At 53.1% G+C, this 22,386-nt stretch carries 20 protein-coding genes; 15 read left to right on the top strand and 5 right to left on the bottom strand.

What is annotated here, in order from left to right; genetic code table 11:
* The first annotated feature begins 56 nt into the window (after positions 1-56).
* Genes NG42_RS17435 through NG42_RS17445 form a run of 3 tightly spaced genes read left to right on the top strand, consistent with a single transcriptional unit; the run spans position 57 to position 3,009 of the window.
* A complete protein-coding gene (locus NG42_RS17435) occupies positions 57-986 on the top strand; it encodes an alpha/beta hydrolase (RefSeq protein ID WP_052901463.1) in 930 nt (309 codons plus the stop codon).
* Positions 987-1,042: 56 nt separating this feature from the next.
* Positions 1,043-2,023, top strand: coding sequence for a TIGR03571 family LLM class oxidoreductase (locus NG42_RS17440; protein ID WP_052901466.1), 981 nt, complete (start codon positions 1,043-1,045; stop codon positions 2,021-2,023).
* 14 nt (positions 2,024-2,037) lie between these two features.
* Complete coding sequence (locus tag NG42_RS17445; protein WP_052901469.1) at positions 2,038-3,009, top strand: nuclear transport factor 2 family protein; 972 nt, start codon at positions 2,038-2,040, stop codon at positions 3,007-3,009.
* Here NG42_RS17445 and NG42_RS17450 read toward each other — a convergent pair.
* Positions 2,992-3,921, bottom strand: coding sequence for a LysR family transcriptional regulator (locus NG42_RS17450; protein ID WP_052901471.1), 930 nt, complete (start codon positions 3,919-3,921; stop codon positions 2,992-2,994). The genes NG42_RS17445 and NG42_RS17450 overlap by 18 nt on opposite strands.
* A gap of 119 nt (positions 3,922-4,040) precedes the next feature.
* On the opposite strand from NG42_RS17450, the gene NG42_RS17455 reads away from it, so the two are divergent.
* The 4 genes from NG42_RS17455 (at position 4,041) to NG42_RS17470 (ending at position 10,326) form a co-directional block, all read left to right on the top strand.
* Positions 4,041-5,138, top strand: coding sequence for an alkene reductase (locus NG42_RS17455; protein WP_052901474.1), 1,098 nt, complete (start codon positions 4,041-4,043; stop codon positions 5,136-5,138).
* A 364-nt stretch (positions 5,139-5,502) separates the two neighbouring features.
* Positions 5,503-6,546: an ABC transporter substrate-binding protein gene (locus NG42_RS17460; RefSeq protein WP_053115725.1), complete on the top strand. Its 1,044-nt coding sequence runs from the start codon at positions 5,503-5,505 to the stop codon at positions 6,544-6,546.
* A 127-nt stretch (positions 6,547-6,673) separates the two neighbouring features.
* Positions 6,674-9,052 (top strand): membrane-bound PQQ-dependent dehydrogenase, glucose/quinate/shikimate family, encoded by a 2,379-nt coding sequence (locus NG42_RS17465; RefSeq protein WP_052901477.1) that lies wholly within the window; start codon positions 6,674-6,676, stop codon positions 9,050-9,052.
* Between the two features lie 176 nt (positions 9,053-9,228).
* Positions 9,229-10,326, top strand: a complete 1,098-nt coding sequence (locus NG42_RS17470) for an RHS repeat-associated core domain-containing protein (RefSeq protein WP_052901480.1) — start codon at positions 9,229-9,231, stop codon at positions 10,324-10,326.
* A gap of 16 nt (positions 10,327-10,342) precedes the next feature.
* On the opposite strand, the gene NG42_RS17475 is transcribed toward NG42_RS17470, so the two are convergent.
* Positions 10,343-11,140 (bottom strand): siderophore-interacting protein, encoded by a 798-nt coding sequence (locus NG42_RS17475; protein WP_053115711.1) that lies wholly within the window; start codon positions 11,138-11,140, stop codon positions 10,343-10,345.
* A 335-nt stretch (positions 11,141-11,475) separates the two neighbouring features.
* Here NG42_RS17475 and NG42_RS17480 point away from each other — a divergent pair, with 335 nt between their 5' ends.
* Both NG42_RS17480 and NG42_RS17485 read left to right on the top strand, forming a co-directional pair.
* Positions 11,476-11,961 carry a PadR family transcriptional regulator gene (locus NG42_RS17480; RefSeq protein WP_052901483.1) on the top strand — a complete coding sequence of 162 codons (486 nt, stop codon included), beginning with the start codon at positions 11,476-11,478 and terminating at the stop codon, positions 11,959-11,961.
* Positions 11,962-12,044: 83 nt separating this feature from the next.
* A complete protein-coding gene (locus NG42_RS17485; RefSeq protein ID WP_052901486.1) occupies positions 12,045-12,623 on the top strand; it encodes a TetR/AcrR family transcriptional regulator in 579 nt (192 codons plus the stop codon).
* Positions 12,624-12,720: 97 nt separating this feature from the next.
* Here the strand turns inward: NG42_RS17485 and NG42_RS17490 are convergent, their stop codons facing one another.
* Positions 12,721-13,521 (bottom strand): MetQ/NlpA family ABC transporter substrate-binding protein, encoded by an 801-nt coding sequence (locus NG42_RS17490; RefSeq protein ID WP_052901489.1) that lies wholly within the window; start codon positions 13,519-13,521, stop codon positions 12,721-12,723.
* A gap of 229 nt (positions 13,522-13,750) precedes the next feature.
* On the opposite strand from NG42_RS17490, the gene NG42_RS17495 reads away from it, so the two are divergent.
* Positions 13,751-14,389, top strand: a complete 639-nt coding sequence (locus tag NG42_RS17495; protein WP_052901492.1) for a LysE family translocator — start codon at positions 13,751-13,753, stop codon at positions 14,387-14,389.
* Here NG42_RS17495 and NG42_RS17500 read toward each other — a convergent pair.
* Together NG42_RS17500 and NG42_RS17505 are read right to left on the bottom strand one after the other, a co-directional pair.
* Entirely contained in the window at positions 14,376-15,179 is an 804-nt protein-coding gene (locus tag NG42_RS17500) for an AraC family transcriptional regulator (protein WP_052901495.1), read from the bottom strand. The genes NG42_RS17495 and NG42_RS17500 overlap by 14 nt on opposite strands.
* Positions 15,180-15,244: 65 nt before the next feature.
* The gene (locus tag NG42_RS17505) at positions 15,245-16,453 is read right to left on the bottom strand and encodes an MFS transporter (RefSeq protein ID WP_052901497.1); all 1,209 of its coding nucleotides are present in this window, start codon (positions 16,451-16,453) and stop codon (positions 15,245-15,247) included.
* 97 nt (positions 16,454-16,550) lie between these two features.
* Between NG42_RS17505 and NG42_RS17510 the strand changes: the two genes are divergently transcribed.
* The 5 genes from NG42_RS17510 to NG42_RS17530 form a co-directional block, all read left to right on the top strand.
* Entirely contained in the window at positions 16,551-17,522 is a 972-nt protein-coding gene (locus NG42_RS17510) for a LysR family transcriptional regulator (protein ID WP_052901500.1), read from the top strand.
* Positions 17,523-17,601: 79 nt separating this feature from the next.
* A complete protein-coding gene (locus NG42_RS17515; RefSeq protein ID WP_052901502.1) occupies positions 17,602-18,195 on the top strand; it encodes a hypothetical protein in 594 nt (197 codons plus the stop codon).
* A gap of 268 nt (positions 18,196-18,463) precedes the next feature.
* The gene (locus tag NG42_RS17520; protein WP_052901504.1) at positions 18,464-19,813 is read left to right on the top strand and encodes an LLM class flavin-dependent oxidoreductase; all 1,350 of its coding nucleotides are present in this window, start codon (positions 18,464-18,466) and stop codon (positions 19,811-19,813) included.
* A gap of 17 nt (positions 19,814-19,830) precedes the next feature.
* Positions 19,831-21,438 (top strand): ABC transporter substrate-binding protein, encoded by a 1,608-nt coding sequence (locus NG42_RS17525; RefSeq protein ID WP_052901506.1) that lies wholly within the window; start codon positions 19,831-19,833, stop codon positions 21,436-21,438.
* 4 nt (positions 21,439-21,442) lie between these two features.
* A partial coding sequence (locus tag NG42_RS17530; RefSeq protein ID WP_053116371.1) for an ABC transporter permease occupies positions 21,443-22,386 on the top strand: 944 nt, incomplete at its 3' end.

Here is a 22,386-nt window from a genome sequence, read left to right on the forward strand (position 1 = left end):
GTTTATATACTATAGGCTCCTGTTATTTTTTAACGCAAATACAAACAGGAATAAAAATGCTGAATCAACAAACCAAACAAGCCGTAAAGGAATGGTCAGAAAGCCTGGCCGGCCTGGGTCCAATCCTTACGGGTGAGGATACCGTAACGCCTATGAGCGAAGTGCGTGACGCCTATACCCGTATGCTTGCTAAAAATCCTGCACCTTCCGGTGTCAGTTTTACTGAAGTCGACATGGGGGGCGTGCCGGGCACGTTGGTGACGCCTGACAAACTTGAAACTGATGCCATCGTTATCTACATCCACGGCGGGGCTTATATTGTCGGCGAACCGGCGGGCTATCACGGTATTGGTGGTAATTACGCCAGCATGCTGGGCGCACGGGTTTACATGCCGGATTACCGTCTGGCACCGGAGTATCCTTTCCCCACGCCCGTTACCGATACCGTTCGTGCGTATGAGTGGTTGATTGAACAGGGATTTGATGCCAGCAAAATCTTACTGGCGGGCGAGTCTGCGGGCGGAGCGATGGTGGTTACCGTTATGGTTGCTGCACGCAACAAAGGACTGCCGCTTCCGGCCGGCGGTGTTTCTATTTCCCCATGGGCCAACCTTGAGCACACGGGCGTATCCATGACCAACCGGGAAGGCCTCGATCCGCTGAACACCAAGGCCGGTCTGGATTTCCTGGCACGCACTTTCCTGGGCGATGCGTTACCTAATCACCCAATGGCATCTCCCGTGTTTGCCGACGTGACGGGTTTGCCGCCGGTGCTGGTTCAGATTGGTGAAAACGAACTGATGCTGAGCGATGCGATGCGTCTGGCCACTCACCTGGGCGATCACCGCGTTCGCGTAAATCTGGAAGTCTGGCCAGGTATGTTTCACGCATGGCATTTCTTCTCCACGCTGCAGCCAGAAGCGGTACAGGCTCTTGAGAGCTCTGTCGTCTTTATGAAGCAGGCTCTGCGGGATGCCGCGAAGTAATCATCTATGATGAACTGAATAACGGGCGCGGCTGACCGCGCCCGTCAGGAGTGAAAATGCCCCATTTACAGACCCAACTTACTTATCCGCCGGATCTTGACTCACACAGCGCTTATAAGCGCGTATTTCGCCCGGGCCGCCTGACCTTCGGCTTTATTATGCCACTTGAAGGTTATCCGGATTCGCCTTTCCCGACTCTGCAGGATCATCAGGCGCTGGCAAAATATGCTGATGACGCTGGTTTTTCCGCTCTCTGGATGAGAGATGTTCCCTTTTATGACCCGCGGTTTGGTGACACCGGACAGATGCTGGATCCTATGGTCTACCTCGGATTTCTTGCCGCTCAAACTAAACGCATAACGCTGGGTACTACCGGTATGGTGTTACCCCTGCGGGACCCGATTATATTGGCCAAACAGGCAGCCTCTGTGGACCAGCTAAGTGGTGGGCGCCTTCTGCTGGGCTTGTCCAGCGGCGATCGCGCTGTTGAATATCCTGCTTTTGGAGCCGACTACGATAACCGTGCCGAACGCTATCGGGAGGCGTTTGGTCTGATAAAAACCGTCAGTGAGACGTCCTTCCCGGTAGCAGAAACGGCGTTTTACGGCAAGCTTTCAGGCAACCTTGATCTCATTCCTAAACCATTTAAATCACGCATTCCGATGATTGTGGTTGGTCGTGCACGACAGGACCTGAGCTGGATAGCGGAGGAAAGCGACGGATGGATATGGCATCTGAGTGACTTCTCAACGCTTCCGGAATTGCTTGAATTCTGGCGTGGCGGCTATGAAGACAATCGTTTCAGACCTTATGGTTACGCCACCTTTTTTGACCTCGATGCTAACCCTGACGCGCCGCTTCGCCGATTGATGAATGGTATCACCGTCGGCCGTAATACGCTGATAAAGCTATGGAAGGAGCAGGAACGGCAGGGAGTAAACCACGTTGCGTTAAATCTGAAACCGCTGACACGACCCGCAGCCGAGGTGATGGCTGAAATGGCAGAATTTGTGTTACCCGAGTTTCCTTCTGAATAAATGCAGGGTAAAAAATGAACTGTTTATTTCATTCTTCGGTGCAGAGCCTGAATACTTTTTGTGAAGCCTGGTCCGGTAAAGCTTGCTCCGATAATAGCCAGTGGCTGGACCCCTCCGTCAGATTAGTCAGCAGCCATCGTGGAAGCGTTTCCGGCCGTGAAAATGTCACCGCCTTTTTGCAAAATGACTTTGCTGACCTGGACAACCTATCCGTTACGCTGACAAACACCGTTGAGCGCAGGAACGATAAAGATTACGTTGCCAGTGCATACCTGCACGGACATGCTTCGCGCACAGGTTCCGGACGTCATAACCAGGTACGGTTCGGTGGGACGGTCGTGATGAGGGCAGGCACAGATGAAGTCCAACCTTTGATCCATACCCTTCACCTCCAGATAAACTGGACCTCAGGTGCAAGGCAGTTGTTATCGGGATGGCAGCTACCGGCTGAAGAGTCCGGCTGGCATCAGGGATTTCCTCCCGTCGCCATTATCAGTGAACTTGATGCTCCCTGGCATGTTGTGCCGGAAAACCACCGTACTTCGGGTGACGAACAGGAGGTGATCGACACCTGGTATCGCTACGCGTGGGCACTGGACCAGGCAGACTTCACGCTTTTCAGCACATGCTTTAGTGAAAACGCCGCGGGTAATTTTACTCCACTGGGATATATAGCCGGAAGACGCAATATTGTTGCTGCCATGAAAGCCTTCAGGCTTCCCTGGCCCTGGATGCAGCATTATGGGGTACCACTAAAGGTATGTATTCACCCCGATCGCCAGTCAGCCTTTCTGATAATTGGCCGGGTTATTGCAGAGCATACACATGATTCTGAAGGACGAAAAATCTACGGCGCGCATTACCGGGTTGGAATGGAAAAAGACGCTCACAACCAGTGGTCAATTTGCTGGAGCGAATATAACCCGGGCTGGCTTTCAACAGACGATGTATCCGGCATTGAAACTTTATTACCGCGCAACAGATGAACGCTGCGCGTTCGACAAGCGTGCCGGTAACTCTTTTTTCAGTTCTTCAATAAAAGTTCTTACTTTAGGAAGGACCGTGTGAGTCCTGGGCCACATTGCAGAAATGGGGGTGGGTGGTGCCTGAAATGTGGGTAGAATTGGACGAAGCTGCCCCTTATTGATGGCATCACCGCATAACCAGTCCGGAAGTTGCGTCACCCCACATCCGGCGATAGCCGCTTCCAGCATGGCTTGACCATTATTAAAACGGTAGGCTGAGGAAACAGCATGTCTTACAACGTGCCCCTCTTTGCCCCGGATTAGCCAGTAAGTTTGCCCGTCTGATGGTAACCCTGAAATGCATCTGTGTGACGAAAGCTGACGAAGATCAATGGGGGTGCCTGCTTGTTCCAGATAGCCCTCAGAGGCGCAAATGATAAGCCTTTGCTCGCCCAGGCGGGTGGCAACCAAATCACCTGAGTCAGGCAGGGGGCCAAGCCTCAGCGCCAGGTCAAAGCCGTCTGTCGCCGGGTCGCGAACCCGATCGCTTAAATCAACTTCGATGTTCAGGGTCCGGTATTTTAACGCCATGATATTGAGTAAGGGCATAATGAAAAGATGCCCAAAGGCCACGGGAACCGTCAGCCGCATCAGTCCAGACGGCTCCACTATCCCCGCCTCTATTATGCTTTCAGCATCTGAAATCATATCCAGAGCAGCAGTGCAGCGATTGAAATAGATCTCACCTTCCGGCGTCAGCGACAGGCTTCGCGTACTGCGGTTGAGTAAGCGAATCCCCAGGCGGATTTCCAGACGCTTGATGCTTTTACTGAGTGCAGAACGCGTCACGCCTAAACCCTCAGCTGCAGCAACGAAACTGCCTTTTCTGACAACTTCAGTAAATTCCTGTACGCCATTGAGTTGTGCCGTCACAAATATTGGTTCCTTTATCTCAACACTGAGGGGCTTTTTTCCCAGGTAATCATGGGCTTCAAATAAGGATAAGATCGTCGCTAACAGATTTTTACCATGAAATGGCTTCAGGAGACAGAATGAGCGAGTTACTGAATATCTATACAATGAATGCAATAAAGCTCAATAATCGTGTCGTTATGGCACCAATGACCCGTTCGCGGGCCTATGACCTTGTTCCAACTGACAGTATGGTCACCTATTATCGCCAGCGCGCAACAGCAGGTTTAATTGTTTCCGAAGGTTCACCTGTTTCAATGGAAGGTCGTGGACAGGCTTACACGCCGGGAATTTACACTGACGAGCAGATAGAGGGCTGGAAAAAGGTGACAGAGGCAGTACATGCGCAGGGTGGGAAAATATTCATCCAGCTTTGGCACGTAGGACGTTCCTCACACGTTGCTCACCAGCCTGATGGGCAGGCCCCGGTCAGCTCCGTCTCACGCGTTGCAGAAGGCTGCACCACTCACATTCCCGGTGATAACTGTCAGTCTGTACGCGTATTTCACAGCCAGCCCCGCGCATTAGCAACGGATGAAGTTCCGCGGGTGACACAGGATTTCGTTCGGGCGGCTAAAAATGCCATCGAGGCGGGTTTTGACGGTGTGGAGATCCACGCAGCTAACGGCTACATCTTCGAGCAATTTATCAATGGTGGACTTAACGACAGAACAGATCGTTATGGCGGTAATATTGCCAATCGTCTGCGGTTTACGCTGGAAACTGTGGATGCTATCTCTGCAGCCATCGGGAGTCATCTGACAGGTATCCGTATTGCACCCTTTGGCCGCCTGCAGGATATGCATGGCTTTGATGATGAGCAGGATACCTGGTTAGCTTTAGGTATCGAACTGCGTCGTCGACATCTCGCATATGTGCATTTGAGCGATCAGGAATCTCTCGGAGCTCAGGCCATTCCTGCTGGCTTCCTGACAAAGTTTCGCAAAGCCTACGAAGGTACCCTCATCGTAGCGGGCAGCTATACACAGGCGCGTGCAGAAATGGCACTCAGAGAGGGGTTTGCCGACTTAATTGCATTTGGCCGTCCTTTCATAGCCAATCCAGATCTCGTTAAACGCATGAAGAATGGATGGCCCATGGTTGTTCCTGATAAGGATACGTTTTATACCGGGCGAGATGCAGGTTATATAGATTATCCCACGTATCACGTCGATTAAGTTCCCAGAAGCTGGAACGTATCCGGAATGCCTCCGATCCTAAAACAGCTCCGGTTTTCAGCCATTCGGAGAGGAGGAATTCCATTAATAGTGAAATTGCCAAATAAATACTCATATTTCATATAATTACTTCGTTAGAGTGGTTTTTTACATCATTGGCCCTCGCCCCCGGCTGAAGGTAAGTGTCGCTCTTAATCATCGGGGCGTTTGAGAATAGGGTGATGGCATAGTTTGTCCAGTAATGCCAGGGCTTGCGCACTCGATGTATAAATAAATATATAGCGATATGCCAGAGTTCATCCGGTTGTCTGGTCGTGTCCGGGCGCAGCGGAATTCTGTTGAGAGCACAATGATAAAAAACCTGATGATATCGCTGGTGGCGGCATTCAGCCTTGTGGCGTCAACGCTGGCTGTTGCCCGCACGGTAAGCGATGACGCCGGAAACACTGTAACCGTGCCGGCGCAGGCACGGCGTATCGCCGATGGCTGGTACGCGCATCACTCGCTGCTGATGACGCTGGGTGCCGGTGACCGCATTGTGGCTACTGTTAATCATGCCAAAGATCGCCCGTGGATGTTTACCATCCAGCCGTCGCTTAACCAGGCGCTGTCGGTGCATGGCCGCAGTTTTTCCAGTGAGGCGCTGCTGGTACGTCAAGTGGATACGGTATTTGTCGCCGCAGAAGATGCCGATGCCGCGGCTTATCGCCAGGCCGGTTTACCGACGCTGGTGATGGGGTTCGATGATTTTCCTTCCATGAAGCGCTCGCTGCTGACCACCGCCGAAGTGGTGGGAACCGACAGTGCCCGTCAGCGGGCAAGGGCGTATAACGCTTATCTGGATCAGCAGGTGGCAGCGATTCAGGCGCGAACCGCGAAACTTCCTGCCGGGAAACGACCAGGCGTATTGCATATTCAGTCGCTGCATCCGTTAAAAGTCGATGGCCGTGATACTTTGATTGACAGCTGGATAACGCTGGCCGGTGGTCGCAATGTCGCCGGGCAGATTGCAGGCAATATGAAGGAAATCTCACCGGAGAGCGTGCTGCACTGGCAACCGGATGTGATTATTATCGGTGCGGGCGCGGGTACGCTTGCCACTTCGGATTATGCTGCGCTTTTCAGCAGCCTGAAAGCGGTGCAAAACCATCAGGTATGGCAAAACCCGGCGGGAGTGTTTCCGTGGGATCGTTATGGCACCGAAGCCGCGCTGCAAATTCAGTGGGCTGCTGCCATACTGCATCCCGAGCTGTTTGCCGATCTCGATATGGTGAAAGCGACGCAGGATTTTTATCAACGCTTCTTTGATTACCGCTTATCCGCAGAAGAGGCTAAGCGAATTCTCCAGGCGCTGCCGCCTGAAATTGTTGGTTTCGACCAGCGCGTAAATAATATTACCAATAAGTAATCATCACTGAAAATACATAAATTAAATCGTGTATTTTTCCTGTCGGTAATTCGTTAAATTTGTGTTTCTGAAATGTAATGTTTCGTAAGGGTAATTATTGCCCATTTGTTCACCTTGAGAGAGCACCATGCTAAACAAATTAACGAGTATCGTTATAGCGATTATTGGTATCGCTATGCTTTACATGGGAGGACAGTTGCTGCTGATTGGCGGCACGCCGTTCTATGTGGTTATGGCGATTGGCTTGCTGGCAACGGCAATCACCTTGTTCAGAAATAAAAAAATCGCCTTATCGATTTACGCCGTATTAATGTGGATTGTCCTGTTGTGGACCCTTTACGAGGTGGGATTTGATAAATGGCAGTGGATTCCACGCGGCGATATTATTGGCCTGATTGGACTCTGGCTGGCAATGCCGTGGGTGGTGCGTCCGCTGTATAGAGCGGCGAAAGTCTCGCCGCCGCGCAAGTTCCATCCTTTCCTCGGCACCACGGTCGCGGTGGTGATTGCGCTGGTGATCGGCCTGATGTTTTACGATCCGTATCCACAAGCCGGTGATATCACCACTAAGCGCAATACCACCGAAACGGATGTGGCGGGAAATGACTGGACGGCTTACGGCGGCACCACCAATGGGCTGCGTTTTTCCACGCTGAACCAGATTACTAAAGAAAATGTGAACAATCTGGAAGTGGCCTGGACCTATCACACCGGTGATATTCGCGATGCGGATAAAGATGCAACCGAATATACTTTCGAAGCCACGCCGCTGAAAGTGAATAACAGCGTCTATTTCTGCACCCCGCACAATGAAGTGCATGCGTTAAATCCGGAAACCGGTGAGCTGAAATGGAAATATCAGCCGGCGAAAGATCGCTCCTATTTACAGCAGCATCAGACCTGTCGTGGCGTCAGCTATTATGAAGCTCCGGCCGCTGAAATAAATGACACGGCAGCCAGCCCGGCAATGTGCCGCAAGCGTATTTTCAATGCCACCACGGATGCGAAATTAATCGCGCTGGACGCTGATAGCGGCAAACTTTGCGCTGATTTTGGCAACAACGGTATGGTCGATTTAGCGGCCAATATGGGCACTATCCGTCCACATGCGCTGATGCAGACCGCCGCGCCACTCGTCGCCGGTAATCTGGTTATCGTCGGCGGCTCGGTGATGGATAACGGGTATAACAGCGGTAACCCGTCTGGCGTCATCCGTGCTTATGATGTGAATTCTGGCCGCCTGGTCTGGAATTTCGATCCGGCGACTCCGGAAAATACGCAGCCGATTGCCAATGGCGAAAGCTATCCACAGGACACGCCGGTTGCCTGGGCAACCTTAAGCGCTGACCTGAAAAATGGCCTGGTGTATGTGCCATTTGGTAACGCTTCACCGGATGAGCTGGGGATTAATCGCGACGCGAACAGTAATACCGAGAAATTCCGCGACACGCTGGTGGCGCTGGACTTAACCACCGGTGCATTTAAATGGCGTTTCCAGTCATCAAAAAATGACCTGTGGGATCGTGATAATCCGTCGCAGCCTTCACTGCTGGATATTGATTATCAGGGCAGCAAGCAGCCGGTGGTGATTTTACCGACCAAAACCGGCAACCTGTTTGTGCTGAATCGCCTGACCGGTCAGCCGGTCTATCCGATTAATCAGGTTGATGTCTCCACCAAAGGCGGCGTGCCGGGCGAAAAATTCTCCCCAACGCAGCCGGTATCGAAGCTGAACTTTATTCCGGAACCACTGAGTGAAAAATCGATGTGGGGTCTGACGCCATTTGATCAGATGGCCTGCCGTATCGATTTCAAATCACTGCGTTATGACGGTAATCCATGGACACCGGCCACCGAACAAGGCTCGATTGTGTTCCCGGGTAACATCGGAGTATTTAACTGGGGTTCCGTGGCGATTGATCCGCAGCGTCAGATTCTGATCGCCTCGCCGGTGCGTCTGGCTTACAAGTACAATCTGATTAAACGCACCCCAGAAACTGCCGATAAGCGCCTGTTTACCAAAGAAGGCACGCCTTACTGGAATGAAAACTTCGACGGCGACTATGCGATCCATATTCAACAGATGGCATCAAGCCTCGGTATTCCCTGTATCGCGCCGCCGTGGGGCCGTATGGTGGGTGTGGATTTAACTACCGGTAAAACCGAATGGCTGCGCCGGGTGGGAACCACCAAAAACCTGAAAACCACCTTCCTGCCGGGTCGCTTCCCGATTGGTTTCCCGATGGGAATGGTGGCGCACGGTGGTCCACTGGTCACCGCCGGTGATGTGGTGTTCCACGGCGCAACCGCGGATAACTTCTTCCGTGCTTACGATATCAACAGCGGCAAACTGCTGTGGCAAACCGAGTTACCGGCCGGTGGACAGGCAACGCCGTCTACCTATCTGGGCGCGGATAACAAGCAGTATGTGGTGATTGCTGCGGGTGGTCACGGTTCGCTGGGAACCAAAGGCGGAGATGCGGTTGTCGCCTATCGTCTGAAGTAAGTTACTCAGTTAAGAAAGGTAAAGCCTGGATTGCTCCAGGCTTTTTTTTTACGCGGCCATGACTTTGTGAGCCTGATCTTACTGACAGATGATTGATGCAAATCCGCTGGATTCTGTTGCACATTGCATTCACCCTCGCACGTTATCCTGTCACTTGTTTTCTTAAGGAAGAGCTGATGAGTCACTATTGCGGTTTTAACGGCCAGCGGCTGGATCCCGTTGGCGGTTTTTATGCTTTGGGTCATGGTTACCGGGCATATAATCCCGGAATTAAGCGTTTTAACTGTCCGGACAGGTTAAGTCCGTTTAACGCGGGTGGTATCAATCCTTATGCTTACTGCGATGGCGATCCGATTAACCGATGCGATCCGAGCGGGCATTTTAGCTGGCAGGCAATCGCAGGGATTAGCCTGGGCATGCTGGGTCTGGTCGGCGCCATCTTTACCGCCGGTTCATCGCTAATCGCGGTGGGCAGTATCACCAGCGCGCTGGCCGCCAGCTCCACCATGACGCTGGTTGTCGGCAGCAGTGCACTGGTGAGCGATATCACCGGCATTGTCAGCCTGGCGACCGCTAACCACGATCCGCGTGTCTCGACGGTGGCAGGATGGCTGTCATTTGCCAGCGGTCTGCTGTCGCTGGGCGCAGGGCTGGTCAATGCTGGCCCGAAGTTAGCACGTTGGCTAACCCAGCCACTCAGTAGCAGGCTGGATACGATGTTAAAGGTGGGGTTAAGCGGACGCGGTGCTACTGGCCTGTTAAAGCAGCAGAGATCGTGGGAAGAGATTCGCGCCTTTATCGACAGTCCGGATAATTTTATCCACCTTATTTTTGGCGACGATAATTGCGAAATGATATCTACCGGCGTGCATCTGAAGTCTGAACCTGCAGAGACAGTTTTTCAGGGGATTTACCGGCCTCATGAATGGATTTTGAAAGACATTCTGCGGGCGAATAAGTCGGTGCCGTTTTACGCCAGCGATGTCATCAGATATCAGTATGAGCGCGTTGCGGCAGAAAACGGATTCACCGGAAAAATGCCTGGGGTATTTATTCTGAAAAATGTGGTGAATAGTGAAGCACGAGCCCTTACGCAGGGCAAAGAGGGGCAGCCACTTTTTGACGCCTTTTTCCAGTCCATACTGGGTAAAACCACGCGGCATGTTCTGACTCAACTGGAGCTTGAAGCCAGCAGCGTTGAGCTTTTTCGCCAAAATCACAGTTATGATCTGGTGGTTAATTTATTAAAAGCCGGGCGCTCAGAGGGTAACTGAGCGCCGGATACCACGGTTATTTGCTGTGCCAGTACGCCACTGCGCGCAGCAGCCGATCGTCAACCTGCTGTTGTTCAAAAATGCGGCTGTAATCCTTAACCGTTTTACCTTCACCGGTCAGCCACAGATAATAATCGTGTTCTGGTAGCGTCAGTTGTGCCAGGCGCTGAGCAACGGCCTGTTGCCGATCGCCAATAAACCATTCAAGATTGAAACCGCTAAGATGGGCAAAATAGTCCTTGCTTGCGGCATCCTGTACGGAAATCAGCGCCGTCACCTCAACCGGGGGGGCTGATTGGCTTAATGCTTCCAGCCGACGCAGCAGGGCAGGCATCCCGGTTTCATCACAGACATACAGTTGCCAATGATAATCCTCCGGTATCACCAGTGAGCCACGCGGTCCACCGACGGTCAGGCGGTCTCCGGGACGTGCCTGGTTCGCCCAGTCACTGGCAACGCCGGACTGGTGAAGATAGAAGTCGAGCGTCAGCTCATTGCGCGCCGCATCAAACATCGGCGTGTAATCGCGCGAGGCGGGGCGAATATCATTTTCCCAAATAATGCCGTCGTCGGTAATTGTCGGCGCTGCAAATGTGCTGCCGGGCTGCGGGAAAAATAACTTAATATGATCGTCAAAGCCCAGTGAGGCAAAGCCTGTCAAATCATCACCGCCAAATACCAGCCGCTGGAAGCAACCGGCAATACGCACACTGCGCAGTACGGTAAGATTGCGAAAGCGCAGCTCATTGCGGACGCGTTCAGGAAATTTTGGCGCAGACAGATTTTGCTGGCTGCCGGAGAGTTCTGCTGTCATTACTGTGACCTCGAAAGTCACCCGTTAACGGGCAAGGGAGCTGATCGCTCTGGAAACTCGAAATACGATATATCTAAAACTAATGTTCAGATGAAACCATAGGTTACATCATGTTTCAAAGGAAGGGTTTCGATATATCGGATTCTGCTATTATGCTGCTCACTTAATGTAGCAAAACAGTGCAGCAAATGAGAACGAAACGCATTATTAACTCTCCAGCTTTCACAGATGGCTTGCGTTACAGAGAGTTACATTTAACCTGCTTTGAACATCGCCACGTCACCGTGCACAATAGCCGCCATCAGCGCATGTCGAGTCAGAAGAGGTCAGATCCTATGTCACATCATTCCCGTCAGCGGTTTTTTGCCCACGGCGATTTGCGGCTGGTGGTGCTGGATATCCTCAGCCGCAGTGCCAGTCATGGTTATGAGTTGATTAAGGAAATTGAATCCCTGACGCTGGGCCACTACGTCCCCAGTGCCGGGGTGATTTATCCGACGCTCGACTATTTGCAGCAGCAGAACTTTATCCGCGTCAGTCACGGAGAGCAGGGAAGGAAAGATATCGCCATCACGGATAATGGCCGTTTCTGGCTTGATGAGCAGAGCACGCAGTTAGAGCAGATCAAACAGCGTATTAATGCCCGTATTGTCGGCCATGGTTTGCGAAAAAACCCGGCGATGAAACTGGCGCTGGATAATATCAAAGCGGTGCTGGATCAAAAGGTGAACCGCGAAAGCGCCAGTGAACAGACGCTGGAGAAAATCATCGCTATTCTTAATCGCGCCAGTGAGGACATTTCAGCGCTGGACGAGCGCTGAACGCCCTTCCTGAGGTGTGAAACAGGGGGAGTTAAATTGAATCTGTCTGAGCAGTTGCAGCAGGTTAATGCAGGAGAGAAAGCTTGAAGCGTGAGACGACCGCAAACCTCAGAGATGGCCTGCTGGACGGGGCGATCAAATTATTTATCGAGAAAGGGGTGGAAAACGTTACTACGCGTGAACTGACTGATTTAATGGGCATATCCCGCAGTCATATTTATCACTATTTTAAGAACTGGCAAGCGCTGCGCCTTGCCGCCTGTTCTCATTTTATGTATGCCGAGCTCAACGAGATGGCGCGTGAAGTGGAAAACATGCCACCGCAACAAGCGCTGGATCGGCTTATTGCCCAGTATTTACCGGTCAGCATGGATGCGACATGGGTGCTGTATATGGATGTCTGGCGTTTGGCGGGCCAGGATAAGGAGTATTCGCGACTGACGGCAGAACTGATTCAGGCGTGGGATCGGCTGATGGAGAAAGCGATCCTTGACGGCATTCAGCTCGGGGTGTTTAGGCCAGTTGATGCTGCCCGCGCCGCTCGCCAGCTGGCTGCGCTGGTCAATGGCTATGCCGACACGCTGATGTTTATAACCCCGTTGCAGACGCGGGATGAAGTGATTGATGAAATTAATCAGGTGGTGCGATTAATTCTCGGTTAATACCTGTCTTTCGCCGGGGCGGTATTCTCGCCGCCCCGGCCAGGGTTTTGCACTGAACGGGAGCCGAAAACGGCTCGCCAACGATGTTTCAGTCAGATTACCAGGCTTTGATGGCGTCGCCTTTATACACTTCCTGCGCTTTATCGGCGACTTGTTGTGACTGGAAAGCCTCTTTCAGCTTCTGAACTTTCTCACTGTCTTTATTATCTTCACGGGCCACCAGCGCATTAACATAAGGTGAAGCCTTATCTTCCATAAATAAGCCGTCGCGTACCGCCGATAAACCTGCCTGGGCTGAGAAGTTAGTATTAATAATCGATAAGGAAACGTTTGGATCGTCCAGAGTACGGGTTAACTGTGGCGTATCCACCTCAACCAGCTTCAGATTTTTCGGGTTGGCAGTAATATCCAGCGTGGTTGGCAGATAACCCACATCGTCTTTCAGCTTAATTAAGCCCTGCGCCTGTAACAGCAATAAGCTGCGTCCCAGCGTGGTCGCTTCATTGGAGAGGGTTATCGTGGCGCCGTTTTGTAACTCATTGATGTTTTTGATTTTATGCGAGTAAGCTGCGATAGGGAAAATAAAGGTTTTGCTGACGATAGCAAATTTGTAACCGCGCTCTTTGGTCTGATCTTCCAGATAAGGCAGGCTCTGGAAGGCATTGGCATCGACGTCTTTATTTCTTAATGCTTCATTAGGCAGAACATAATCATTAAAGGAAATAACGTCGAGATCTAAGTTATACTTATCTTTCGCTACTTTCTGAACCACCTGCCAGATTGCCTCATCCGGCCCGGTATTAATCGCAACTTTGACTTTATTATCTTCATCCGGTGAACAGGCGGATAAAAATAACGCAGATGTGGCGATCAACGCCGAAAAAATCACTTTCTTCATGAACAGCACTCTCCAGATTATATTATCGCAGAAATACTATGCTATTCATATGCCGCTGTACAGATGACCATTCGCCTCTGACGAAAGTGTTAACGACATAAAACCTTCACTGCGCAATTCTTTCCAATACTGCCCGCGTGTTAACTGGTGTAGTAAACGCCTGTTTACCTTGTGAGGAGGAAGAAATGTTAAACTCAGCTATACGGGTTATCTGGCGGGGTACGTCGGTATGATGCCGTTTTCTAATGGTTTTCTGCTCAGCCTGTCGCTGTGTCTGGATATCGGTATCGCCAATATTGCGATGATTACCCTGGCGATGCAGCGCGGTTATTTTCACGGCTTCTGGCTGGGAATGGGCACCTGTATTGGCGATCTGGTCTATGCACTGCTGGCGCTGGCCGGTATGACTATCCTGTTGCAGTTTGAGGCAGTGCGCTGGGTACTGTGGATCGGTGGCGGGGCGATGCTGTCCGTGTTTGCCGTGAAGATGCTGCTGGCTGCCTGGCGCCAGGCGCAGCAAATACCGCTGGCGGGAAATCAGCGACCTCGTCCGTTACTGCGCGAGTTTGGCCGCGGTGTGATGCTGGCGATGTCCTCGCCGAGCGCCATCTTATGGTTTGCCACGGTAGGTGGCGCGCTGATTTCCCGGATGGGGAACAGCGGCGTGGCGGCATCGTCATGGTTTCTCAGCGGATTTTTTCTTGCCGGGGTATTCTGGACTGGCATCGTCTGCCTGGTGGGCAGCTTTGGCGGAAAGCTGCTGGGTGCGCGTCTGCTGCGTTACTCTTATATCGCTTCGGCGCTGATCTTCACCTACTTCGCGGGTTACGTTATCGTTTCAGGTTACCGGGAGTTTATTCTGCGCTGAACCGACACTGACGCGCATAGTGTTGGGGCGTGGTCCCCATCACTTTTCGAAAGGCGTTAATAAAATGGCTCTGGTCGTAAAAGCCCAGCAGCATCGCAACCTCCAGTGGCGCGACGTTTTTACGCAGCATATCGCGGGCGCGGTGCAGGCGTAGTTGCATATGATATTGTAACGGCGGCATGCCGACCTGCTGACTGAAGCGTCGCACCAGGTGATATTTACTCAGGCCGCTGACCTGTGCCAGCATATCCAGCTGCGGTTTGACGGTTAAGCTGTCGTGCATCCAGGCTTTCACCGCATTGATCGCCGGCTGATCCGCCTTATCGTGCTCGCTGTGCGGGTCCAGCAGTTCGCCGCATAACACGATTAAATCCTGTTGCTGCCACTGAGGGTCGCCATGCCGGGCAGTCAGGGCAAACCGGCAGATGGCCTGATGCAGTTCAGGGTTGTTCAGTACGCCGTCATACAGTATCGGTGCGGCATTGCTGCTGCGCAGATTCTGCTGGCTGGCGATGCTGCTGAGCAGTGACTGAGACAGATGAATACTGACAAATTCAACACTGTCGCCGCCAAATTTTGAAGCCTGAACCGACGTAGGGTTATACACCGTGACCTGACCCGCACTGACGCTGGCGGTTTTGCCATCCAGCCAGATCTCTTCGCTACCGCTCAGATTGGCGCTGATAACATATTCATCATGCAGATGACGCGGAAAAGCATCGTTCGCGGCTTTTACCCGCGAACATTCGATACCTTTATGGCTGAACCACTCTGAAGACTGAAGAGACACGGTTGGCTGACCCTGACGATGCCGTAAACCTCAATAAAATCACGCCTCAACATTGGGTGCAAGTCTCATGACTTAGCGGTGCGTGCCAGCAGGCGGATCAGCAGTCCCGCGGTGGCGGTGAGGGTTGCCAGAGCCACCACGCCCGGCCAGCCAAAGCTTTCCAGCGCTTTGCTGCCGAGTGCCGCGCCGCTGGCCATTCCGATAAACACCATAGTAAATAAGATCGCATTCAGGCGGCTGCGGGCGGCCGGGTTAATCGCATAAATAATCGTCTGATGTGCGACCAGCGTCGCCTGAATTCCGAGGTCAAACCCGACTGCACTGACGACAATCAGCGCCAGCTGGGCCGGTAGCGGCAGTAACGGTAACAAAAACATCAGGGAAAATGAGGCCACCACAATCGCGGCACCGGCTTTAGTGACATAATTCGGGCCGTGACGATCGGCCAGCATCCCGGCCAGTGGCGCGGCCAGCGCACCAGCGGCGCCCGCCAGACCAAAGGCACCGGCCACGGCGCTGCCCAGCTGATAACGTTCTGACAACATAATCGCCAGCGTTGACCAGAATGCACTGAAAGCAATCGACAGCAGTCCCTGTGCCAGCGCGGCGTGGCGCAGAGCCGGGTGCTCCAGCCATAATTTCGCTAAAGAACGCAGCAGTGCCGGATAACTTAATGCCGTCTGTGGGGTAAATGCAGGCAGTACGCGCCATACCGCGGTAATAACGATCAATACGCCACCAGCCGCCATAAAGTAGACGCTGCGCCAGCCGAGATATTCAGCCATAAAGCCGCTAACCACCCGCGAAAGCAGAATGCCGGCCAGCAAGCCGGTCATCACCATGCCGACGGTTTTACCCCGGCTGCGATCGGATGAGAGCGTGGCGGCGGCCGGGATAATATCCTGCGCCACAGTGGCAGTCAGGCCGATGGCCAGGCTGCTCAACAGCAGCAGCGGGAAAGAGCTGGAAAATGCACACAGCAGCAGGGTTATCGCCAGCAACAGGCCTTTAATCAGAATGATGCGCCGACGGTCATGGCGGTCGCCCAGTGGGGCCAATAGCAGAATACCCAGCGCATAACCGATTTGCGTCAGCGTCGGCACCATACCGCTGTCACCGACGCTGGTATTAAAGGTTTTCCCCATAATCCCCAGCATCGGCTGGCTGTAATAGATTGAGGCGACGCTCAGCCCGGCACCGGCGGCCAGCAGAAAGACAGTTTTGGTCGACAGGGCGCTGTCGGCGTGGGGCGAATCGGTTATTACCTGGCTCATCAGAGCGCTCCGGGCAAAGTGAATGTGCGGCTATTTTTATCGTTATCCCCGGCAAACTGTAGCCCCCGTCGGGGTAAAACTGTTATACCTATAGCGTATGAACAAAAACTTATCTTCTTCTGGTGATCGTATATCCCTGCTGCACACCTTTGTGCGAATTGTTGAGAGCGGCAGTCTTTCGGCAGCAGCGATGCAAATGACCACCTCACAACCAACCATCAGCCGACGTCTGCAAACGCTGGAGCAGCTGCTTGGGGTGAAATTAATCCAGCGCACCACCCATACCATGAAGCTGACGGATGACGGTGAGCGCTGCTACCGACATGCTCAGCAACTGATTGAAAACTGGCAGAGTATGGAAGATGACATCAGCGTGGTGCGGGATGAGCCGGTCGGTATCTTACGGGTACGGGCACCGCACGCCTTTGGTCAGGATCAGTTAATCGGCCCGCTGGGTGACTATCTGCGTCGCTACCCGCAGACCAGCGTTGAATGGACGCTTAACGATCATTCGCCGGACTTTATTGTTGAAGGCATTGATTGCGCGATTCATGTTGGGCCAGTCAGCGATCCGGCGGTGGTGGCGGTGTTGCTGGCGGAGGTTCCGCGCATCGTCGTGGCTTCACCCGCACTACTGGCGCAGTTTCCGGCCATGACTGAGGTGGCCGATCTGGCACAGTTGCCGTGGCTGGCACTGAACAGTTTTTATCGCAATGAAGTAACGCTCAACCATATTGATAATAATCAGGCGTATCACTTTGCCATCGCCCCGCGAATAAGCACCGACAGCCTGTATGCGGTGCGTAAAGCGGCGCTAAACGGTCTCGGTGCCGCGATGGTTTCTGCCTGGCTGGTCAAGGAGGATCTGGCGCAAGGGGAATTGCAGCAGTTACTACCGCAATGGCAGGCGGCACCGTTGCCGATCTATCTGCTTTATCCCTACGCCAGTTATTATCCGGCGCGCCTGCGCAAATTTCTTGAGTTAATGAAAGAGGTGATGCCAGGAATTACCGGTACGCGCCAGCCGGAGGCGCGCTCAGTACCACGGCAGCAAAAAACGGCGAAGTAATGCTAAAATTTTCGGCATGAAATGTTGTCCAGTATCCAATTAAACCGTACCGCATCAAATAAAAGGGAAAGAGTCAGGCATGATTAAAGCTTCAATATGGTTCAGTTCAGCGGTACTCAGTGTTTTCTGTTTTTTTGTCTGGTTTTTATTGTATATCACCCTGCGTTTTCTTCCGTGGTTCTTTCCTGCTATCACCAGCGAAGATATTGATATGGCGCATATTGTGCTGAATTTCACCATGGCAACAATAGTCGCAATTTATAGTATCCGCGATCGTTTTAAGGCATTTGAACAGTCAGGTTATCGATTTATTAACCAGTTTTATCCGCTGGGATTCGCCATTTTCCCGCTCAGCGCCGTACTCTGGGATCTGGCCGAGAAACTGAACAATCATTATATCGGTGTCAGCCTGATATTTTTGATGCTGTCCGCAGTGTGCATAATGGAAACCGCCTTTCTCTGCGAGGATCAGGAAAGAGAACCGATTATTAACGTTAAATACTTTCCCTGGTTAAAAATGCGGCTGTTTTACTGGCGATTTATTTCCCATCTGTTTCTGGCCGCTTCGCTTATGCTGGCATCAATAGTGGTGGTTTATCAAAAGGAGCGCGTTAACCACTATTTTGACTTGCCCGCTGAGCATAAAGCGTTAAGCAGCGCAACCGGAGCATGATTTTACTGGCCGTAACGGAACGGGTGTTATCCGGCGCGTTACGGCTGAAGCATGGTTTTCCCCTTCACCTGCCAGATTAGTACTTCTGCGAAAATACTAAGACGATATTCATATTTAGCCTGCGGCGGGTTATATGAAATTCTCCTGTGACAGAACCATCAGAAAACCCGGTGTGAATCAGCCTGTTATCTGATGAGTTAATCCACCGATAAATCGGAATAATTTATCCTGTCGCGTATTGCTGGCTGGCCAGTAATAAGGAGAGAGAATGAGCAACCCTTCCCATAATATTAAGCTCGGGCTGATGCTGCACGGCGCAGGCAGCCATATGAATGCCTGGCGACATCCTCAGCCGCCGGCTGATGCCAGTGTTAATTTCCGTTATTTCACCGAGCTGGCGCAACGCGCGGAGCAAGCCGGGTTTGATTTCTTGTTTGTCGCCGACGGGCTGCATATTAATGAGAAATCCCTGCCACATTTCCTGAATCGTTTTGAACCGGTAGCGTTGCTGTCGGCGCTGGCGGCGGTAACCGAACGTATCGGGCTGGCCGGCACCATTTCCACCTCCTACAGCGATCCCTTTACCGTCGCTCGTCAGCTGGCGACGCTGGATAATATCAGTGGCGGACGTGCAGGCTGGAATGTGGTCACGTCTCCGCTGGCGGGCTCCTCGCGTAACTTTGGTAAACAGCATCCGGATCACGCGCTGCGTTATCAAATTGCGGAAGAGTACATTAACGTGGTGCAGGGGCTGTGGGACTCCTGGGAAGATGACGCCTTTATTCGCGACCGCGACAGCGGCGTATTTTTTGATGCTGCAAAGCTGCATAAGCTGAATCATCAGGGGACATTTTTCTCGGTAGAAGGGCCGCTGAATATCCAGCGTTCACCGCAGGGACAGCCGGTTATTTTCCAGGCCGGCGCTTCGGATACCGGCATTGCGCTTGCCGGTAAATCTGCTGATGCGGTATTTACCAATGCCCGCACGCTGGATGAAGCGCGGGAATATGCCGATAAATTGCAGGCGGAAGTGGCGAGTCACGGTCGCGACGCAGTGGGAATTTTTCCCGGCATCACGCCGATCGTCGGCAAAACGCCGGAAGAAGCCGAAGCCAGGTATCAGCAGCTGTTGTCGTTGCTGTCGGTGGATGATGCGCTGGCCTACCTTGGCCGTTTCTTCGATCACCATGATTTTAGCCAGTATCCGCTCGACGGCCCGTTCCCGGAACTCGGCGATCTGGGGCAAAACACCTTCCGATCCACCACCGACAGTATTAAGCAGCGGGCGAAAGAACATCAGCTGAGCCTGCGTCAGGTTGCCTATGAAACCACATTGCCACGCGGTGAGTTTTTTGGCACCCCCGGGCAGGTGGCAGAAACCTTTATTCGCTGGGTTGAAGAGGGCGGCGCGACCGGCTTTATTATCACCGGACCGGTACTGGTGGAAGCGCTGGATGATATTACCCGCTATGTATTACCGATCCTTAAAGCACGCGGTTACTGGCAGCCTTCCTCCGCCGCAACGCTGCGCGAGCGTCTTAACATTCCGTTTAAAGCTAATCGCTATACACAGCAGCCTCAACAACAGCACCTCGAAGCCGCGTTGTTCGCCAAATAAAATACTCAGGACGGAATATGTTTCAGCAAAATTTTTTCAGTAAAGCCGCACTGGCTTTGCTTATTGCAGGGTCGCTGGTGGGTTGCGATCAGGCGGCAAGCAGCAGCACCGAGGCGAGCAAAGCCCCGGATGCGCCGCAGCGTGGTGGTAAGCTGTTGATCGCCATTGATACCGATCCGAACTGCCTCGACCCGCAGCAGGCGGGAAATAATAATTCACTGAATATTGGCCGCCAGCTGACAGATTCCCTGACCGATCAGGACAGTAAAAGTGGCGAGATTGTGCCGTGGCTGGCGACCCAATGGCAGGTTGATGATGATAACCGCCGTTTTACCTTTACGCTGCGCGATGGCGTCAGTTTTAGCGATGGCAGCACCTTTAGCGCGCAGTCGGTAAAAGACAATTTCGAGGCGATCGTGAAGTTGGGGGCGCGGGCATCGCTGGCGTCAACTTATCTGAAGGGGCTGAAGCAGATCGAAACTCCGGACGAACACACCGTGGTGGTGACCTTTGATCAGCCCAATGCGCAGTTTTTGCAGGCCACCTCCACCATGAGTCTGGGATTCTTTTCCCCGGCCACGGTAAAGGCGACGGCGGAGGCGCGCTGTCAGGGTTCGCTGACTGGCACCGGCCCGTTTGTGCTGAAGCAGTTTGTGCATAACCAGAAAACAGAGCTGGTGCGGCGCGACGGCTATCAATGGCCGTCGTCACTGGCTGCCCATCAGGGAGAAAGCTATCTCGATGCGGTAGAGTATCGGGTGATCCCGGAGAGTGGCGTGCGTTTCGGCAGCCTGATTTCGGGGCAGCTGGATGTCAATGTCGGTGTAACGCCGCAGGATGAGTCGCTGCTGCTGGCGAAAAAGATTAAGCTGCTGGCCCGTACCAATCCGGGGCTGGTTTACAGTCTGTTTCCGAACCATTCAACGCCGCTGATGGCATCGCAGCCGGTGCGCCAGGCGCTGAATCTGGCTATCGATCGTCCGGCGCTGAAACCGGTGTTATCACGCTATCAGGCATCCGCGACGTCGGTACTGGCAAAGACCACGCCGTTGTATCAGGACCGCAGCAGTGCGCTGAAATACGACCCGCAGGCGGCGGAAAAGCTGCTGGAGGATAACGGCTGGAAGCGCGCTGCCGATGGTATCCGCAGCAAAGATGGCCAGCGCCTCAGTTTCCGTATCAGCTACTGGCAGAACGCCCCGTTTATAGAACTGGTACAGCAGCAGGTGAAAAAGGTGGGTATTGATTTGCAACTGGAGAAAGCGCCGATCGGCCAGGTGGTCGCGCGGCAGGCCAGTGGCAATCTGACGGTCGATTTTTATAATCTGACGCGCTCCGATCCCGATGTATTACGCACGGTATTTGATGCCAGCGGCCGTAATGTTAACCGCCGCCAGCCGTCAGAGGTTGATCGACTGTTGTTGCAGTCGAGCGAAACGCTCGACAGCGCGCAGCGGCAGAAATATGTGACTGAGGCCGCTGATCTGCTGATCGCCGAAGGCAATGCGATTCCGCTGGTGGAACTGGCGACGGTGATTGCCACCGGACAGCAGGTGCAGGGTTTCCATTTCGATGCCTCATCCCGATTCCAGCTGTATGACACCTGGCTTTCAGCGAAGGAGTAATACGATGGCCGATGCCTCGATCCTGATTACCCGGCGTTTGCGCCAGCGTTGGTCACTGCTGCTGTGGCGTGTATTGCAGGGCGCAGCGGTGTTATGGGCGACCTGGAGCCTGACGTTTCTGATTCTGTATATCTTACCTTCAGACCCGATCACCATCATGCTGAATCAGGGAGAGCAGAGTACGGTGGACGTGGCGCAGGTGGCGGCGCTGCGGGCGCAGTATCATCTTGATTTGCCGATCTGGCAGCAGTATGGGCTGGCACTGTGGAAGGTATTACATCTGGATCTGGGGCGATCGATAGTCAGCGGTGACAACGTCACGTATTTAATCGCTCAGGCGCTGCCCGCCACGCTGTTGCTGGCCTTTAGTGCTCTGATCAGTGCGCTGGTGATTGGCGGAGGGCTGGCGGCGGGTGTGAGTGTATTGCCGCCTGGACGGATAAAGTCGGCGCTGCTGGCGTTACCTTCGCTGGGTGCCGCCCTACCGATGTTCTGGCTGGGTCTGTTGCTGTTACAGCTGTTTTCCTTTAATCACGCCTGGTTTCCGGCAATGGGCAATGTGGGCTGGCAATCGCTGGTATTGCCGACGCTGGCGCTGACCATTCCCACTGCGGCGATGATTGCGCAAGTGATGAACCGTTCACTGTCGGACGTGTGGCGTCGGCCGTTTATCGATGCGCTGCGCCTGAAAGGCGCGGGTACCGCCCATCTGCTGTGGCAGCATGTGCTGCCGAATGCGGCCATCCCGTTACTGACCTTGACCGGCATGATTTTTGGTCATCTGCTGGCCGGCTCGGTGATTACCGAAACCATCTTTTCGCGTCAGGGGCTGGGGAGACTGGCTGAGGGGGCGGTGTCGGCACAGGATATCCCGGTAGTACAGGGCGTGGTACTGACCGCCGCGCTGATTTTTGTCGCCATTAATTTTATCACCGACGCGCTCTATCC

It is taken from the genome of Winslowiella iniecta (assembly GCF_001267535.1).
Taxonomy (GTDB): domain Bacteria; phylum Pseudomonadota; class Gammaproteobacteria; order Enterobacterales; family Enterobacteriaceae; genus Erwinia; species Erwinia iniecta.